15 protein-coding genes and 1 riboswitch are annotated in these 17,187 nt (G+C 38.2%); of the genes, 9 read left to right on the top strand and 6 right to left on the bottom strand.

Annotated elements, in window-relative coordinates; translation table 11 throughout:
* Window positions 1-2: 2 nt before the first annotated feature.
* Window positions 3-788: a hypothetical protein gene (locus tag BMX63_RS08705; protein WP_093134286.1), complete on the top strand. Its 786-nt coding sequence runs from the start codon at window positions 3-5 to the stop codon at window positions 786-788.
* Between the two features lie 5 nt (window positions 789-793).
* Window positions 794-1,264: a hypothetical protein gene (locus BMX63_RS08700; RefSeq protein ID WP_093134283.1), complete on the top strand. Its 471-nt coding sequence runs from the start codon at window positions 794-796 to the stop codon at window positions 1,262-1,264.
* Window positions 1,265-1,366: 102 nt separating this feature from the next.
* On the opposite strand, the gene BMX63_RS08695 is transcribed toward BMX63_RS08700, so the two are convergent.
* Window positions 1,367-3,352, bottom strand: coding sequence for a S9 family peptidase (locus BMX63_RS08695; protein WP_093134281.1), 1,986 nt, complete (start codon window positions 3,350-3,352; stop codon window positions 1,367-1,369).
* A 1,030-nt stretch (window positions 3,353-4,382) separates the two neighbouring features.
* Here BMX63_RS08695 and BMX63_RS08685 point away from each other — a divergent pair.
* Window positions 4,383-4,871, top strand: coding sequence for a metallophosphoesterase family protein (locus BMX63_RS08685; protein WP_093134276.1), 489 nt, complete (start codon window positions 4,383-4,385; stop codon window positions 4,869-4,871).
* A 37-nt stretch (window positions 4,872-4,908) separates the two neighbouring features.
* Complete coding sequence (locus BMX63_RS08680) at window positions 4,909-5,139, top strand: hypothetical protein (RefSeq protein WP_220083821.1); 231 nt, start codon at window positions 4,909-4,911, stop codon at window positions 5,137-5,139.
* A gap of 53 nt (window positions 5,140-5,192) precedes the next feature.
* Here BMX63_RS08680 and BMX63_RS08675 read toward each other — a convergent pair whose 3' ends face one another.
* Both BMX63_RS08675 and BMX63_RS18010 read right to left on the bottom strand, forming a co-directional pair.
* The gene (locus tag BMX63_RS08675; protein ID WP_093134271.1) at window positions 5,193-5,408 is read right to left on the bottom strand and encodes a hypothetical protein; all 216 of its coding nucleotides are present in this window, start codon (window positions 5,406-5,408) and stop codon (window positions 5,193-5,195) included.
* A gap of 72 nt (window positions 5,409-5,480) precedes the next feature.
* Window positions 5,481-5,654, bottom strand: a complete 174-nt coding sequence (locus BMX63_RS18010; protein ID WP_177167246.1) for an antitoxin VbhA family protein — start codon at window positions 5,652-5,654, stop codon at window positions 5,481-5,483.
* Window positions 5,655-6,087: 433 nt separating this feature from the next.
* On the opposite strand from BMX63_RS18010, the gene BMX63_RS08670 reads away from it, so the two are divergent.
* The 3 genes from BMX63_RS08670 to BMX63_RS08660 all read left to right on the top strand — a co-directional run bounded on the left by BMX63_RS08670 (window position 6,088) and on the right by BMX63_RS08660 (window position 7,925).
* Entirely contained in the window at window positions 6,088-6,675 is a 588-nt protein-coding gene (locus BMX63_RS08670) for a M57 family metalloprotease (RefSeq protein ID WP_093134267.1), read from the top strand.
* Between the two features lie 26 nt (window positions 6,676-6,701).
* Window positions 6,702-7,313 (top strand): hypothetical protein, encoded by a 612-nt coding sequence (locus BMX63_RS08665; protein WP_093134264.1) that lies wholly within the window; start codon window positions 6,702-6,704, stop codon window positions 7,311-7,313.
* A 144-nt stretch (window positions 7,314-7,457) separates the two neighbouring features.
* Entirely contained in the window at window positions 7,458-7,925 is a 468-nt protein-coding gene (locus BMX63_RS08660; protein WP_093134261.1) for a DUF4362 domain-containing protein, read from the top strand.
* Window positions 7,926-8,341: 416 nt separating this feature from the next.
* On the opposite strand, the gene BMX63_RS08655 is transcribed toward BMX63_RS08660, so the two are convergent.
* From BMX63_RS08655 to BMX63_RS18660, 3 genes are read right to left on the bottom strand one after another with little or no spacing between them, the layout of a single operon-like run.
* On the bottom strand, window positions 8,342-8,569 hold the full coding sequence (locus tag BMX63_RS08655) for a hypothetical protein (RefSeq protein WP_093134258.1): 228 nt from the start codon (window positions 8,567-8,569) through the stop codon (window positions 8,342-8,344).
* Window positions 8,570-8,602: 33 nt separating this feature from the next.
* Entirely contained in the window at window positions 8,603-9,679 is a 1,077-nt protein-coding gene (locus tag BMX63_RS08650) for a MobA/MobL family protein (RefSeq protein ID WP_093134255.1), read from the bottom strand.
* The gene (locus BMX63_RS18660; protein ID WP_093134253.1) at window positions 9,646-9,771 is read right to left on the bottom strand and encodes a MobA/MobL family protein; all 126 of its coding nucleotides are present in this window, start codon (window positions 9,769-9,771) and stop codon (window positions 9,646-9,648) included. The genes BMX63_RS08650 and BMX63_RS18660 overlap by 34 nt, the downstream gene beginning before the upstream one ends.
* Window positions 9,772-9,975: 204 nt before the next feature.
* On the opposite strand from BMX63_RS18660, the gene BMX63_RS08640 reads away from it, so the two are divergent.
* On the top strand, window positions 9,976-11,766 hold the full coding sequence (locus BMX63_RS08640; RefSeq protein ID WP_093134249.1) for a S9 family peptidase: 1,791 nt from the start codon (window positions 9,976-9,978) through the stop codon (window positions 11,764-11,766).
* A 695-nt stretch (window positions 11,767-12,461) separates the two neighbouring features.
* Window positions 12,462-16,799 carry a S8 family serine peptidase gene (locus tag BMX63_RS08635; protein WP_093134736.1) on the top strand — a complete coding sequence of 1,446 codons (4,338 nt, stop codon included), beginning with the start codon at window positions 12,462-12,464 and terminating at the stop codon, window positions 16,797-16,799.
* Window positions 16,800-16,980: 181 nt separating this feature from the next.
* Window positions 16,981-17,066, top strand: a riboswitch (cyclic di-GMP riboswitch).
* Window positions 17,067-17,187 lie beyond the last annotated feature (121 nt).

Below are 17,187 nucleotides of genomic sequence, written 5' to 3'. Positions count from 1 at the left end.
GTATGACCAGTAATCAAAATAAAAATCAGAATCGAAGGAAGCTCGCTCATCTTAGTATTTTTGGAACTACACAAATTCACTTAAGAAATCCATATATCATTGCATTATGGTCAGTTGCATTTCCCGGCTATGGTCACTTGCTGCTTTCAAAGTACCTGCGTGGATTTTTATTAGTTATGTGGGAACTGGTTCTCAATCAAATGGTTCAGCTGAATCTTGCCATGGTTTACTCGTTTATGGGTGACATTGAGGCTGCGAAAGAAGTGTTAAACGTTCAATATATGCATTTATACATTCCTGTTTACTTATTTTCCATTTGGGATAGCTACCGGAGTGCAGTCGACTTGAATAAAATTTATTTGCTTAATGAAAAGGATACATCCCCTGTAAATCAACTTATCATTAGACCTTTGGAAATCAATTACTTAGATAAGCGAAATCCTACAGTAGCCACACTTTGGGCTATGACCATTCCCAGTATTGGTCAGCTATATATCCATAGAATTTTTAGTGCTTTCTTTACACTCGTGATTACCGTAGTTTTTGTTCATTTTTCGCATTTTATAGAAGGCCTGCATTATTTATTACTGGGAAACATTGAAAAATCAACTGCAGTATTAAATAAACAATGGGTCCTCTATATGCCATCCTTTTATTTCTTTACCATTTATGATTCCTACATGAATGCTGTGGAGAACAATAAATTATTTGAGGCTGAACAAAAAAACTTTTTAAAAACACATTACCAGCCTGCAATGTTTAAAATAAAAAAAGGTGTAAAGGTGTAATTCATATGCAGGTTTTTGCTACTTTTGATCATTCGTCTTATCTTGAACTTGCCATTAGCAAACTGGAGGAAAAAGGCTTCAATGAGATTTTTGCAGTCCCTTTGGATAAACGTACTGAAGATCCAAAACTTTTTGATACACTACATCGATCAGATGGAGAATCTTTAATTAACAAGGGCATGTTTCTTGCAGTCATCTTCTCTGTCATTGGTGCTAGCAGAGGATTTGTTCTGGAATGGGGACCCATTTTTTGGGGACTCATTGGAGCTGCATTTGGATTCATACTTGGCTTTATTTTTGATTTTTGTGTAATTAAATTAAAAAATCCAAAAATGAAACTCTTTAAAGGAAAAGGAACAGGAGAGGTCATCCTAATTATTAATTGCAGGGAAGAAGACGGAAAAGAAGTGGAAGATATTCTTTGGGACTATCTGACATTGGGTGTGGCAAAAGTTAAACAAGATAAGAAATCATGATGAAATGAAAGCCTGCTATCACATTCAAAAAGTTACTTCCCTTTAGGAAAGAAAATCAATCCATGTATCACTAAAGGGAAGCACATCATTCATCTTTGCAGGTTATAAATATTTATTGAACCATGCGACCATTTCATTGAGCCGACGGATTCTCAAGTTTGGTTTCCCGTTCCTGGATAGTTCATGATCAGACTCCGGGAAGCGTACAAATTTTGTTGGTTTGTGCTGACTTTTTAGCGCAACATACATTTGCTCCCCCTGTTCAATGGGACAGCGATGGTCTTCTTCACCATGAAGAATGAGAAGCGGAGTCTCCACATTATTAATATAACGAATAGGAGAGTGCTTCCATAGTTTTTCCGGATCGTCCAGTTGATAGGTTTTATGCTCCCAATCTGTGAAAAAGTAGCCAATGTCACTTACGCCATAAAAACTAATCCAATTACTAATCGAACGCTGAGTAGCAGCGGCTTTGAATCGATTCGTATGCCCGACAATCCAGTTTGTCATAAAGCCTCCATAACTGCCTCCTGTTACACCAAGACGATTTTCATCAATCCAGTCAAAATTCTTAACTGCATAATTCACTGCATCCATAATATCTTCATAATCTTTGCCACCATAATCGCCTCTAACAGCGTCGACAAACGTCTGTCCATACCCATGACTTCCACGAGGATTCATAAATAGAACTCCGTAGCCTTTTTCTGCGAACACTTGAAATTCATGCATAAAAGAATTGCTGTACATCATGTGCGGTCCACCATGAATTTCTACAATAAGGGGATAGGTTTCATTTTCCCTACAATCAACAGGCTTCATAATCCATCCTTGTAAGGAAATTCCATCACGCGCTGGAATCTCTATTTCCTCTGGCAGAGTGAGGTCTTTATCTTTCATCCAGGATTCATTTGCTTCAGTTAATCGAGTTTCTTCTAGATTTGGTAAAGAAACGTGATAAAGGTCACCGGGAATTTCAGGATTACTTACCCCAATCACAGCTTGTTCCCGGTATTTGTCAAAGTCTATAGCATAGATTTGACGGGTGCCACCGAGAACAGGGTTAATGGTTTGGTCTAATGAAATGTAATAAAGATGGGTGTTTCCTCGATTACTTGCAAGGACATACAAGCCATCATCATTTGACGTCCAGATTGCTCCAGGACTGCCACTTCCTGTTGCCATATCGTTAATCGCCACATCATTTACTTCCACATCCCAATCGCTAGTTAAGCAAGTAAGGTGTTTAGTATCAAGGTCGAGTGTCCAGACTCTTGTTAATGTCGCGCCCTGGTATTCGAAGTCATGACCAAGTAAAGATAGCGTTTTTCCATTATGCGAATAATTTGGAGCTGAGAATACTGCATGACTATTCGTAAGCTTCGTTAGATTTAGATTGTCTAGCTCGAGTTCAAAAATATCGGAAATCATAGTATCATCTGGATTCTCCGAACGATTTGCGGCAAACGCTATCCGTTTTCCGTCTGGAGAAAAGGCTGCATTGTGATGATAAAAGTTCCCCTCAGTAAGCTGAGTAATTTTATTTCTCTCTAGGTCAATTAGAACAAGCTGAGAGAATTTCTCTTCTAATAACCCTTGTCCATTGGCTTTATATTTTAAGCGTGTCGTAATGTATGGCTTAGGCTGCTCATCCTTTTCATCTTTCTTATCCGTTTCCTCTTCATGGATGGACTGATTTTCCTTTAATTGTGTCGCACATAAAATCGACCTACTATCGGGAGACCAGACTGGCTGGCTTGCTCCGTTTTTGAAAAAGGTGATTTGCTGGGCTTCACCCCCATGAAAGGAAATTTTCCAAATTTGATTTGTTCCTGAATGGTTTGATGTAAATAAAATCATATTACCATCAGGGGACCATCTTGGATGTGTATCTTTACTGTCTCCTTGTGTAAAAGGTATGGATTCCTTTGTTTTCGTATTCATTACATATAAGGAAGATTGATAGTTTTCCTTTTTATTCATCGTGCGTTTCACAAACACCACCCAGTTACCATCAGGTGACACTTGTGGATCAGAAATAAACGTAAAATTAAGTAAATCCTCTGCTGTAATACCACTTACACTCATTAATGTCCCACCTTTAATGTATAGGCTTTGTTAAAGCTTATTATTGATTTTCTACCAAGTTGATTGGAGCGGAAGTACGCGAGACTCCTACGGGAAGAGCGGTATACAGAGGCAGCCGAGGAGGCAACCTGACCGCCCGCGTAAAGGGAGTGCACTGGCGCGGAAATCAATACTATGTTTAACAGAGCCAAAGTATAAAATATTTTGAATCTTATTTTTATAGTGTAGCATAAATGGGACAAATCGACAGTTCATTGTTCGTTTGGAAGTATACGGTCTTAGGATTTTATTCTGGAACCTCCACCTGGATAAAAACGTAAATGAAAATGAATGATGTACGGATATAAGCACTAAAAATAGGGGGGGATGAGCGCTGAAAGAATGGTGGAAAAGCAAAAGGCAAGTGTTAAAAAGAAGGAAAGGCAGCAACAACTATCGATTTCGGGATTTATTATTAGATGTCATTAGCTTTATACCAGAGTTACTCATTTGGCCATTTCGACTTCTGTTTTGGATGTTTAGAATAAACACAGACCAAAAATACATGGTATATACGTTTATTTCATGTTATAATTAAAATAGAATTTCATACGATAATAAAACCCGTCCCATGCTGGTAACATGGAACGGTCCCACAATAGACCAACCCCATCATGAGGGGGAGGTTTAAATGAAGGATAACCCCTCACAGCCTAGCCAAAGCACATGAGGGGTTATTTGTTTTTTCCGGACATGACGACGGCGATTAACATTCCGAAAGAGATCATGAGTGTGATCGTGTCTGCCATATCGATAGGCATCACCTCCCTTCTTGGGGAGGTTCCCCTTGAAGGATAAAGTGTCCGCCCCCTCATGCGAGCTTGTCTATTGTGTATTTTTATTATAGCATAATCGAACATATGTTTCCATTTTATTTATATAATTAGTCTTTTTCGCCTAGATGAGAGATAAAATTATTTTGGTTTTGAAAACTGTTGAATCGAAAAAAGATCATTTTATCATTCCTAATGTGAGAAAAGGGGGTATGTAAATGGAAATTGTTGTAACAGGTGATACGCATATTTCAGGAAACAATAAAGAACTTCCATCTCGTTTACTTACAGCTTGTAAAGAGGCAGATCTTATCATTCATACAGGTGATTGGAAATCCATAGATGTATATCATACTTTAGCTGAATATGCAGATGTTAAAGGAGTCTATGGCAATGTGGATGGGGATGATATAACTGCCAAACTCCCGGCAAAACAGAAGATAGAAGTGAATGGATTTACAATCGGAATCGTTCATGGGCATGGAGAGAAAAAAACAACAGAAAAACGGGCTCTGGAGGCGTTTCAGGGAGAAGAACCTGATATTTTAATTTTTGGTCACTCACACATTCCGCTTCTTCGATATTTCAAAAATACACTATTATTGAATCCCGGTTCGCCTACGGATAAACGAAGGCTCCCCTATTATTCATTCAGCATTTTGGAGATTAATAATGAGTTACATACTGAATTCGTTTATTTTACGTAGAAAAGCAGTAGTTCTATTCATATTTTTTCATGAGGATATGTTCAAATATATAAATTTAAAAGATAAGGAAAATAGAGAAAGGGCCATAAAATTGGTCAGGGAAACAGAAGAAATGGCCATTCATACACAAGAACCTATTTGTATTACAAAAAAACGAGCAGATGAACTCATATATAAAGCAAGCGATCATTTGAGAATGTTGGAACTTATGCTAGAGAATGATGATAAACCTGAATCGCCTTACTATAATTGGCTTGAAAATGAATAAGATAATTTTATTTCTAAGAAAAGGCCATAGTTCCCTATGGCCTTTTCTACTGCCTATGAATGCCTGCTTTTAGAGATTTTTCGATACAAAGCAATCACTTTCCGATTCTCTTTTTCCCACTCCTGATTCCCTAGCATGGGGATTTTAAAAGCGTGTTCCATTTCGGTCATGAGGTCGCTATATTGTTTATCTTTTTCGTTGTTAGATAAACCACTATGAAGGACTTTCTCATATTCATGATTAAACCAACCCAGCAATTTATCAGCCATTGCTCTTTCCCCTTATTTTAAAAATGATAGTTAGTGTGACAATGTTTAATGCTAATGCAGTAAGCGAAAGAATTAGGGAAGCCGTTTGCATGTGTCCACCCCCTGTTTTAAGTCCTCAATCAATTGCTCACGTGTGATTTGACCGGAAGCTACAGCTTTCATGACTTTCTCATCTTTTTCATTAAGCGTAAATCCTTCAATTTCCAGCTGGTATTTTGCCTGCTCATACGCTTTATTTATGTCCATTTAAGTAACCTCAACCTTTCTTAAATCTGTTATTTTAGACGTCCTTTTAATTTTAATTCAATCTCTCCTATTCCTTTTTGTTTAGGTTTGGTTTTTACCTGCCGACTCTTTTTTCAGTTGGTCTTCAAAAGACCTCTCCTTGTACCAATTTGTAATAATCATACTATGATTATATAGTTCTTGTTGCACCTTTGCTAGCCACATTCGTGGCGCAAAGGACGCTTGTTGAGGAATTCCAAACGTTCGGCTTTGCCTTACTCCCTTAAAAGGACGAATTACCTATTTTTCCATAGTATGGAAGGAAGTAAACCGAATGGTGAAGAATCCTATAATAAGGAAATATTTTCATATTATTGGATTCGCTAGGAGGAGGGATTAATCGAGGTTGTCTACTGGACTGAAATCTACTAAAAATTATGAAGGGGGTTTATTAATGTTTAAGAAACAGTCTTATAGGTTCTTCATTGCAGTGCTTTTATTGGCAACGATATCTTTTGGTATAGGGAATGCTTTTGGGAATGAAGTCAAGGCAACTCCCGTTTTTGCATGGGATGGACACTGGTCAAACGAGGATTACATTCAGTATGTAAATAATGTGAGTTACTCTTATTCAAGGTTGCAAGGTCTAGTCAATAATGCAGCATTAGACAATGTCAATAATCATCAATATACCGTATCATATGTGAAAAGTGGGAGTCTTTCGGGAAGACATGTACTCGTAGAAGATGTTAATTTATCCTCCGCAAGATGGACTGGAAAAGCAGAAGGTGCTTCATATAATTGGGATGCTAACGATCATTATTATGGCGTGAATGTGAAATTGAATGTTGGAAATGGAATATTGAATTATGACTATCCAAAATTGAAAGGATTAATTGCGCATGAATTAGTACATGCCATAGGATTACAGCATAGAGACAGTAGTAGTTACCTAATGTATCCGTACGATAGTAGGGATCAATATACTCCAAATGAAACGGAAGATGCAACGATTATGAATCATTATTATCATCAAAACTAAACAACTAAAAGAAAGGATGATTACCTTTGAAAAAGAATATGATTATAGTTGTAATGGGGGTATTCTTATTGTCAGGGGTTTTAGGGTTTATGTCTTCCGAATTTGAAATAAATGAAGAAAATAAAACAGCGAACAATAATACTATCCCCGTTCACGCCTCATGGGGCGAAGAATTTTCAGATGTAAAATCTCTAGTTAACCATTCAGATCTTATTGTTATAGGGAGTCTTGACAAACAGCTCTCATCCTATCAACCTTTTGAAGGTCATAACGATACTTTTACTGATGCGAAATTTAATATTGAAAAAGTGATTAAAGGTAAAAAAACTTTAGATAACGTAGTAATTTCTCAATATGGTGGTGAAAGACCCAACGGCAAGATTGAAATATTTGATGATTTACCTTTACTAGATGAAAATCATCAATATTTATTGTTTCTAGAACATATAGATGACAATACAAGTCGAGATGGAAAATATCAAACTGTTAGAGGAGTACAAGGGTTCTATACCGTTGGTACTGAATCTAACTTTGCTTTAAGTAATGAGCAAAAAATTCAAAGCACAGCACAAGGCGAAATAAATAAAAAGGTTATTAAACAAGGAGTTAAAGGGGTCAATGAAATAGCTTCAAATTAGTAAAGAGAACCTAGTAAAGATATCCACCTCAATAAACGATGAATATCTTTACTAGGTTAATTTGATCATTTATATTAGGAACTATACAGATTCGTATCTCGTTCACAAGGTACCAAAATAGTAACAGGGAGAGATATATTACATATGAGGTTGAAAATTACTATTATTAATTTTATTTCCTTATTATTATTAATAGGGTGTTCAGGTGCTGATAATGGCAATACTAACCAAGGTAGCCTTATATCTAACTATGACCCCAAGCATGATATCAACAAGGGAGCAGTTGTTATTACAAATAATGGAGTCATGAATATTGAACAATTACATGACTTTGTTGAAAAATCTAACAAATCTGTAAAGTCAAATTTAAAAATTGTTAAAGTAACAACAGAAGGTGACCCAATTTACCACTACTTGGAATTTAATGGAACAGAATTCATTTATAAAGTAGACAACACAAAAGATGAATATGGAGATAATAACCCCAAGGAAATTAAATGTAGCAAGTTTACGAAAATTAATAATAAAAATAAAACTACCTATGTACTGCAGCATTGCAATAATGATAAAGAAAAAGTAGTAGTATTGTCTATGAAGGAGAGTGACCAATAAATCGCCCTTCTTTAAAACACATTATCCTTATTAGACATTTGCAGTGCTTCATTGATGCCGACACATATATAGAGGTGGTTTGACGCTGGTTACGTAATGGTGATTTAAATGAATTTATTCTTTCACAGACACCAGACTTATCAATGTCTATGGAATCAGATAAAAACACAACGAATGTTGCAAATTAAAAGCATTAGGATAGAAAGGAACTTGGGGGAGCTAGCAATCAATCACTCCCTTATTTAAATTTTTAATTAGTTGTTCATGTGTAATATTGTTCCTTCATAACTTTCTTGTCATCATCAGTTAACTTAAAGTGTTCAATCTTCAGCTGATACTTTGCTTGCTGAAAGGCCTACTCCAATCAGTCAGAATTTGATTAGATTTTCTCTCGACATTCACTCACTTTCCCATCATTAGCCTTCTAATTCATTTTCTCCAATGCCTTTTTGCTTAAATCTCTCCTTTTGTTTAGGTTTGGTTTTGGTTTGTTTCTTTTGCTTTTGTTCCATTGAACGCTGAGCCTGCTCGATTCCTTGAATAATACCATCAAATAAACTTGCACCCTGTTTTGAAAAATCGGCTTTTTCTTGCATCGCTGGTAACTTAGCTAAGTTCGTGCCTTCATGTTTGATTTGCTCCATTTGTTGACTGATATTTTGATGCCTGTTGGTATACTAGTTTCTCATTTCCTTGAAATCGGAAATAGAGTGTACTTTCTGAGCCTTATTGGATTGATTAATCGTATCGATCTGTTTGGGCGTCTTATAGTCCAAATAAGCCATTTCAGGGGTGTTTGGATACTTGGATGCTACTTCCCGAATAAAACGATTTTCTAAGGCTGTTTTTGCCTTCTGAAGCACATCACGTTCACGTCTGATTGCTCCACGTTGATTTCTGTTCTGTTCACGTAATTTCGTTCGTTTACTTTGATACTTTTCATCAATGGCTTTGAATTCAGGTTTACTACGGAAACCGTATTTTTCACGATAAGGTTCTAATTTGCGCTCATGCTCTTGAACAAGGGCTTTATGCCTTTGGATTTCACTTTCTGCTGATTTCTTAATGGTTTTTCCTCGTTTTGTTAAGCCTTCGAGCCTGCCAACAGAATCAAGCTTTTCTTGGTTCTCTTTGATTCGATTCTGAGAAGAGGAAATTTCAAATAAATGTTTTTTGATTTCTTTAAAGTCCTGGTCTTTTTGTTCTAAGGCCTGATAATCTCTTTCCACTTTATTTTCAAAGCCAATAAGCTGTCTTAATCGTTTGTCGATAGCTTCAAACGTTGGTTTAGCTTTCAAGAATTTTTCAGCACTTGCTAATTGAGTACGTTCTGCAGCTGTAGAAAATTGCTCTTCCTGAGCCTTTTCCTGTTCCAATTGACGCTTTTCTTCACGATACGCTTGCAAATCAACAACCGTTTGATTATAGGCTTTCACTTCACGATTATAGTTGCCGCGCTCTGTTTGAATGCCTTCTTTTTCCATAGCATTAGCTTTATATCCTACATGTTGAGTAGGTTGAAACTCCAACCCTCTTTCTTCATGGGAACGGTGATCAATGCGCTCATTAACACCTTCACGTTCTAACATTTTATTGGCATGATTCGCCCACTCTTGACGCCATTCCTCAATGAGTTCACTTTTATCCCAGCCGACAAGATCAACTTTTCTTGTTTTGATTTTCCCTTTTTTGTTGTAAAGGAAATTCCCATCTTTGTCCTTTAGATACTCTTTCTTGGTTTCTGCTTTTGCCATTCTCCATCTTTTTCAAATGGGCGAACGGTGAGCATGATATGAGCATGAGGGTTTTTAGAATCATCTCTATGTATCGCTATATCGGCAACCATACCTCTTTTGCATAGGTCTGAATTAATTCTTTTTGTTGGCCATGAGAAAGTTCAACGGGCAAAGCCACGTTAATTTCTCGTGCCAACCTTAACACCGTTCTTCTAAACAAACAAAATGGTCTTTTGTTGTTGTTCTTCCTATTATTTAGCGCTATAATTATTATAATTGTTTTGTATTTTCTGAAAATAAGGGGGAGCGAAGTTATGATTAACTTTCCAAGACCAGATATTGAGCAATATTTACGGTCTTTTGCAATTACCCACTTTACTGTAAGTCCAGATGAGTCATCTCTAGTATTTAACACCAATTTAAGTGGTGAAATGAATCTATGGAAGATGGATTTACCGAATCAATTTCCTTATCAAGTATCTTTCCATAATGAAAACAGTCATATTGTTTCTTATGATCCGGAAAAGCGTTATTTACTTACAGGCATTGATCATGATGGAGATGAAAACTACCAAATTTATGCTTTACCTATAAATGGTGGAGTCCCGCTGCCTGTTGTGACAGGTGAAAGAAATGAAAAGTTTTATTACGGACACTTATCTGAAGATGGAGAACGTATCTACTACACAACGAATAAGAATAATCCTACCTTTTTAAACATCAGAATATACAATCTAAAAACAGAAGAGGACACGATGCTGTTTAAAGGGGATGAGGCTCCTTGCTTTTTAGAAGCCGTTAGTCCGGATGAAGAAACCTTCATTTATCTTCAGGCCTATGCAAATACCTATCAATTACTTTATGTACATAAAGATGGGGAGAGCTTACCTTTAACACCGGATCCAAAGGCTGTGCATACCACGTCCAGTCCTGTATATATGGATAATCAAACGGTATACTTTGTAACAAACTATCAATCTAAATTTTCTTATTTAGCCTCTTTTAATTTGGAGACGAAGACCTTCAAAGAAGTGCTAAAGATTGATGGGCGAGAAATGACCGATCTTGTTTATCATAAGGAATCAAAAACGGTCTATTTAGTGGCTGAGCATGGAGTTGTGGATGAACTGTATGCGTATGATGTAGAAACGGGTCAGTTCAGTGAAATCGATATTCCCATTCATACCATAAATCAATTGAAAGTAGCGAAAAGTGGTAACCTTTATCTATTAGGAAATAGCGCAGTTGAACCTTCCAATATATATCAGAAGGAAATAGGGAAAGAATGGGTAGCTTTATCGAATAATCGGGTAATGGGCGTAAGCTCTGATGAATTAGTTAATCCGGAGATTGTCACCTATAAATCCTATGATGATACCCCAATTGAATCTCTGTTTTTTAAAGCAAATCCAGAAGTAACTAATGGGTATACAGTTTTTTGGCCGCACGGAGGTCCGCAAAGCTCGGAGCGGAAATCGTACCGATCCTATTTTCAATTTCTTACTGGCATTGGTTATAACGTTTTTGCCCCTAATTTCCGTGGAAGCACTGGCTATGGAGCAGAATTTGTCAAACTTGTTGAGCAGGATTGGGGACACGGACCACGTCTGGATTGTGTAGAGGGAATTAAATGGTTATTTGAAAATGGTTATTCGGATCGGGAACATCTCTTTTTATTAGGTGGAAGCTATGGAGGATATATGTCACTATTATTAGCAGGCCGACATCCTGACTATTTCCGTGCTGTAGTCGATATTTTTGGGCCAAGTGATTTGTTTAGCTTCTACAATTCTGTTCCAGAAGAATGGAAGCCGATTATGAAACTATGGTTAGGAGATCCTGAAAAGGATAGAGAGAGGTTTATCAAGGATTCCCCTATAACCTATTTAGATGGAATGAAAAAACCAATGTTGATTATACAAGGTGCGAATGATCCACGTGTTGTAAAGAAAGAATCAGACCAGATCGTTGAGGCCTTAAGAGGTAAAGATGTTGAAGTGGAATACTTAGTAATGGAAAACGAGGGACACGGATTTTCAAAAAAAGAAAATGAAGTCAAAGCTTTTCGAATGATTGCTGATTTTTTTGAAAAATATCAATCTTAATGGGTTTTAAATTCCTGGGCTACAATAAATGCCCAGGAATTTTTTGTGGAATTTTGTCGAACTGTCCGCTTTATTAATTTACAAATTTTGTTGTACCGAATACTCTATATTTTATAATCAAACGTTTTTCACTGGTCTTTCGTCACTATGTTTTAAGCCTTTTTACTTAATAGACTCCCCAATATTTCTACTATTGGTTCATTTGATAGATGTATTGACTAGAATAATCTTCTTTCTCTTTAAGTATCGGAAGAAGGTAGGGATTATGTTGGATTTTTGTTTTTGTGAAATGGGAATGCGACATATTCCTTAAATGAAGAACGTTTTTCCAAAAATAGAAAATGGCAGTCCTTGAAAAGAATTCTCTTTTTTGATAGAGGCTCTATTGATTAGTACTTTCGTAGAAGGAGGGATAATGGTTTAGAAGGTACGAATAGACTAATTTTTCAGAATAGTGATTCAGGCGTCAAATTACGACATCATTCCATACAAAATTTTACTAAACTAGAATTAACTTCATAGATTTTCCAGAATAAATCGCCTGCATCTCTAGAACCTACATGTCTAAAAAAATTTAGTAGGGAAAGGAGGGGAAAAGGGGCGTTTTTTGTTTTTTACACCAAAAGATAGAAACATAGAATAACGAAAAAGGAGGAGATTTTTTGCTAAAAAAGAAGCGTCGACGAACTTTTAGTATGGTCGCTTCTGCAATGATGGTTTTTTCCTTAGTAGCTCCGGGTATGGCTCATGGTGAAAGTACATCTAAGAATGCAAAAATTCATGAGTCAGCAAAGAACACACAGCAAATAGCTGAAGCTAAAGTAAGTGACCGATTGCAAAAGCAGTTTGACGAGCAGCAGAATGTGACGTATCTGGTGAAGTTTAAAGAAAAAACAGATACGAAACAGGTAGCAAAGGAAGCCAAAAAGAAAGCTAAATCTAACAATCTCTCAGCGAATAAAGCTGAGTTTACCCAGCGTTCAGCTGTGATTTCCGCTTTAAAAGCGACGGCTCAGGAGTCTCAGCAAAATGTGAAAAACTATCTCCAAAAAGAAGTGGAAAAAGGAAATGCGAAAGACGTTCATTCCTACCATATTGTGAATGGAATGGCGGTTACATCTACAAAGAAAGTTGCGGAAAACATTGCTTCTTTTGAAGAGGTAGAAAAGATTTTGCCGAATGAGACCCGTCAATTGCTTACACCTGTTGATGAAAAGGTGAACAACGAGCCTGAATCTGAATTGACAAACGTAGAATGGAATGTCGATCGAGTAGGAGCACCAGAGGTTTGGGAACAGGGCATTGATGGTACAGGAACTGTTGTAGCCAATATTGATACAGGGGTTCAATGGGATCACCCGGCCCTTCAGGATAATTATCGTGGCTATGATGCCGAAACTGGAGAAGTAAGTCATGATTATAACTGGTTTGATGCAACTGCAGGTGAGAGTGAACCATATGATGATCAAGGTCACGGAACTCACACCATGGGGACAATGGTTGGAAGTGAACCAGATGGATCCAATCAGGTCGGAGTAGCTCCTGGTGCACAGTTTATTGCTGTTAAGGCCTTTACGGCTGCTGGTGGAACCGATGCCGACTTACTAGAGGCTGCTGAATGGATTATGGCCCCAACAGACTCTGAAGGAAATGCACGTGCCGACCTGGCTCCAGATGTGGTAAACAACTCCTGGGGTGGCGGTCCTGGTTTAGACGAGTGGTATCGTGATGTGGTAACCAATTGGAGAGCTGCTGGTATTTTCCCTTCTTTTTCAGCCGGAAATACGAGTTTAACCAATCCAGGTGGTCCAGGCTCTGTGGCTACACCAGCCAACTATCCTGAGTCTTTTGCTGTAGGTGCTACCGACAGCAGTGACAATCTTGCAGGATTTTCTCTTCGTGGACCATCTCCATATGATGAAATAAAACCTGAAATTTCTGCACCTGGAGTAAGCGTTCGCTCTTCTGTTCCAGGGGATGGATATGATGGAACCTATAGTGGTACATCCATGGCCGCACCTGCTGTTTCAGGAGCTGTTGCATTACTTCGTCAAGCAGATAGCAGTATTACAGTCGATGAACTGGAAGAAGTTCTTATCAATTCAGCTATCCCAATGACGGATGATGAGTATCCTGAGTCTCCTAACAATGGATTTGGACACGGTTTACTCAATGCTTATGATGCTGTTGCTCTTTTAGATAACGGCTTAGGAACGATCGAAGGTAGCGTTACGAAGAATGGAGAAGATACCGTTGCACCCACGTTTGAGCACACAGCTCCAGATGAGACGTATGAAGGCATGGACCTTCCACTTACTATTCATGTGGAAGATGATATTAGTATCGCTTCTGTTGTACTCGAGTATCAAAACGAAGATGGTGAATGGGAATCTGTGGAAGCGGCTCAGACATCAGGAGATTACAAATCGGCGGATTACACCGCAACAATTCCTGGTGATCAAATTAATGGTGATTCACTCACTTATAAGTGGTCAGTTGAAGACTTTGGAGAAAATACGGCTGAAAGTGAAGCCTATACACTAGACGTATTACCAGGTATAACCACTGGGTATTCAGAGGACTTCGAAGGATCACAACCTGCTGGCTGGACGGTGTTTGGTGAAAATAGCTCCTGGGAGTGGGGAACACCTGAATCAGGTCCAGGAAATGCAGCATCCGGTGAAAATGTATATGCAACGAATCTTACAGGTGGGTACGATAATGACATGAATGCAACACTCGTAATGCCACCTATTGATCTACCTGAAGGTGAGTCTTACCTTCAATTTAACCAATGGCATGATTTAGAACAATACTCTTCCGGAACAGCTTATGATTTTGGACATGTCTTTATTTCCACTGATAAGGAAGAATGGACTCAGTTAATGCGAGTGGAAGGAACGACTGATGATTGGGAAGAAGCAGAGGTTAATTTATCTGAATATAGTGGTCAAAGAGTTTATATTGGTTTTAATGTAACCTCAGACTACAGTGTCACTAGAGAAGGCTGGTATATTGATGATGTGACGTTATCTGATACGTCTCAAGGTAACCAGGCATCTCTTCATAGAAAAGTAAATAAAGGAAAGGCAAAAGGAAAAAATAAGGGTAATGGGAATAAACGTGCAAATGAAAAAGCTGGTCTAAAAGAAGAAAAGGTAAATCCAGCTGAAATTAAGCCGGACTTACCTAAAAAGAATCCTCCTGCCCAAGAGGGCTACGTTAATCCTAACCTATTACCTATCCAAGCGCAAGTAAGCGTCCTTGAAAGTGGACGTTCGGTTACAACAGACCCTGCAACAGGTGAATATTCCTTTAACCATCCTGCTGGAGAATTTACGGTAAAAGCTGAGTCTTATGGATTTGAATCTCAGGAGCAGAGTGTAACATTAGAAGCTGATAGTGTGACTGAGGCTGACTTTACACTTGAAGAAATTGACCAATATACTGTTTCTGGACAAATTACAGATCAAGCTACAGGTGAACCGATTGAAGGTGCGACTGTCTTGCTTGAAGAGGATGCAAATGTTGCTCCAGTTGAAACCGATGAAAACGGGGAGTTTTCTATCACTGGTTACGAAGGCTCTTATACGTTGAAAGTGATGGCATCAAACTACCATAGCCAAGAGCTGAATGTTGATTTAACAGAAGATGTTCAAGTGAATGCTGAACTTGAACCCCTATACACCTATCCTGGTGGAGAAATAGGCTATGATGATGGTACAGCTGAAAATGCACGAGCCTTTTATGACGCTGGTAATGCCTGGGCGGTCAAAATGTCCCTTCCCGAAGGCAATGACCAGGCGGTTGTAACAGATGGTGTATTCCGCTTCTGGGATGAAGAATGGCCACAACCGGGTGGAACTGAATTTGCCGTTGAGATATGGGATGCCAGTGGTGAAGAAGGTTTGCCTGGTGAGAAAATAGCCGGTCCTATTGATGCGGAAGCACTGCGTAATGGAGAGTGGACCGTTGTCGACTTAAGAGAGCACAATATTTTTGTTGATGGGGACTTTTATATGGTTTACGTTCAAACCCATCCAAACCCTGATACCCCTGGACTAGCGACCGATGAAAGTAGTGAAAACCAAGAACGAAGCTATCAGCGTGTTGGTGGTGAGTGGTCGCAAACTCCAGCATCAGAAGGAAACTATATGATTCGTGCTCGTGTAAGCTATGAGGTGGAAGATCCTCAAATCACCTCACCTGAAGCAGAACTTATTACCAGTGAGGAAGAGATTACCGTAACAGGTACTGCTTCTCCAACCACTACAGTTGAGTTGATGAATAATGGAGAACTAGCTGGAACTGCCGAAGTAGGTGAGAATGGAGAATTTGAGATTCCTGTTGGACTTACAGAGGGCGAAAATGAATTAAAAGCTATTTCTAAGCTTGATGGTACCATGACGGGTGAATCCGAAACTGTTTCGGTTACATTGGATACAACGAATCCTGAGCTTACTATAAACAGTCCTGAAGATGGTTCCAAGTTCAATCGTGAAACCGTGACGGTAGAAGGAACTGTTGAGGATTCGAACCTTGATTGGGTTGAAGTGAATGGTCAAAAAGCAGATGTCTCAGACGATGGATCCTATTCTAAGCGAATACTGCTCGACAATGGCGCAAATGACATTGAAGTCGTTGCTAAAGATTTAGCAGGCAATCAAACTACTGATTCGATAACCCTGGATGTTGATTTTACTGCTCCTGAAATCAGTAATCTTGTTCCAACAGAAGATCATTATCTAAATGCTGGAGAAAGTGTACAAATTGAATTTGATAGTGAGCCAGGCTTAAATGCAACCTTTGTCATCCATATGCCGCTCACAAATGCAAGTAATCAGCTATCTAATGCCACTGAACTTCCAATGATGGAAGTGTCAGATGGGCACTATGTTGGGTACTGGACTGCAACGAGCAATTTGGTCGCAAAAGGGGCAGTTATTGAAGTAAAAGCTGTGGATGACCATGGTAATGAAACGAGAAAAACGGCTGATGGAAAACTATTTATTAATGTCGATGAAGAAGAGTAGGATTTAGCTGTAAAACACCCAACATCTTTTTAGGGATGTTGGGTGTTTTAAATTAAAACAATCTAAATATAAACAGGCAGTTATTTTTGTTAAATTATGAAAGTCCAAACAAAACGCTTGATTATCTGCTAAATTTGTCGATAATAATAGGGAATGGATACCTTACTGAAATAAAATATGAAACCGATAAGGGCAAACTTATTGAAAGATAAGGACGCAAAACCAAGGGCCTAATGCTTACTGAGCTATGGCAGCCTAGTTGCCGAAGAATGATTCGTAAAAGGCGAACCTTTTTCTTTGGTTGGTCTTTTTTTGCTTGTATAAAACTCTACCCTTATTGGTTGTTGGCATAGGGGTTATTAGCCTTTTATGCATTTTTTACCAAATT

The organism is Salinibacillus kushneri, from assembly GCF_900111405.1.
GTDB classification, from domain to species: domain Bacteria; phylum Bacillota; class Bacilli; order Bacillales; family Alkalibacillaceae; genus Salinibacillus; species Salinibacillus kushneri.
The sequence above is the reverse complement of the archived record's forward strand: the minus strand, read 5'-3'. Positions and strand labels throughout refer to the sequence as shown.

Coding starts and splice junctions, on each gene's coding strand:
- BMX63_RS08705 (WP_093134286.1), top strand. CDS start 3: ATGACCAGTAATCAAAATAAAAATCAGAATCGAAGGAAGCTCGCTCAT.
- BMX63_RS08700 (WP_093134283.1), top strand. CDS start 794: ATGCAGGTTTTTGCTACTTTTGATCATTCGTCTTATCTTGAACTTGCC.
- BMX63_RS08695 (WP_093134281.1), bottom strand. CDS start 3,352: ATGAGTGTAAGTGGTATTACAGCAGAGGATTTACTTAATTTTACGTTT.
- BMX63_RS08685 (WP_093134276.1), top strand. CDS start 4,383: ATGGAAATTGTTGTAACAGGTGATACGCATATTTCAGGAAACAATAAA.
- BMX63_RS08680 (WP_220083821.1), top strand. CDS start 4,909: ATGTTCAAATATATAAATTTAAAAGATAAGGAAAATAGAGAAAGGGCC.
- BMX63_RS08675 (WP_093134271.1), bottom strand. CDS start 5,408: ATGGCTGATAAATTGCTGGGTTGGTTTAATCATGAATATGAGAAAGTC.
- BMX63_RS18010 (WP_177167246.1), bottom strand. CDS start 5,654: ATGGACATAAATAAAGCGTATGAGCAGGCAAAATACCAGCTGGAAATT.
- BMX63_RS08670 (WP_093134267.1), top strand. CDS start 6,088: ATGTTTAAGAAACAGTCTTATAGGTTCTTCATTGCAGTGCTTTTATTG.
- BMX63_RS08660 (WP_093134261.1), top strand. CDS start 7,458: ATGAGGTTGAAAATTACTATTATTAATTTTATTTCCTTATTATTATTA.
- BMX63_RS08655 (WP_093134258.1), bottom strand. CDS start 8,569: ATGGAGCAAATCAAACATGAAGGCACGAACTTAGCTAAGTTACCAGCG.
- BMX63_RS08650 (WP_093134255.1), bottom strand. CDS start 9,679: ATGGCAAAAGCAGAAACCAAGAAAGAGTATCTAAAGGACAAAGATGGG.
- BMX63_RS18660 (WP_093134253.1), bottom strand. CDS start 9,771: ATGGTTGCCGATATAGCGATACATAGAGATGATTCTAAAAACCCTCAT.
- BMX63_RS08640 (WP_093134249.1), top strand. CDS start 9,976: ATGATTAACTTTCCAAGACCAGATATTGAGCAATATTTACGGTCTTTT.
- BMX63_RS08635 (WP_093134736.1), top strand. CDS start 12,462: ATGGTCGCTTCTGCAATGATGGTTTTTTCCTTAGTAGCTCCGGGTATG.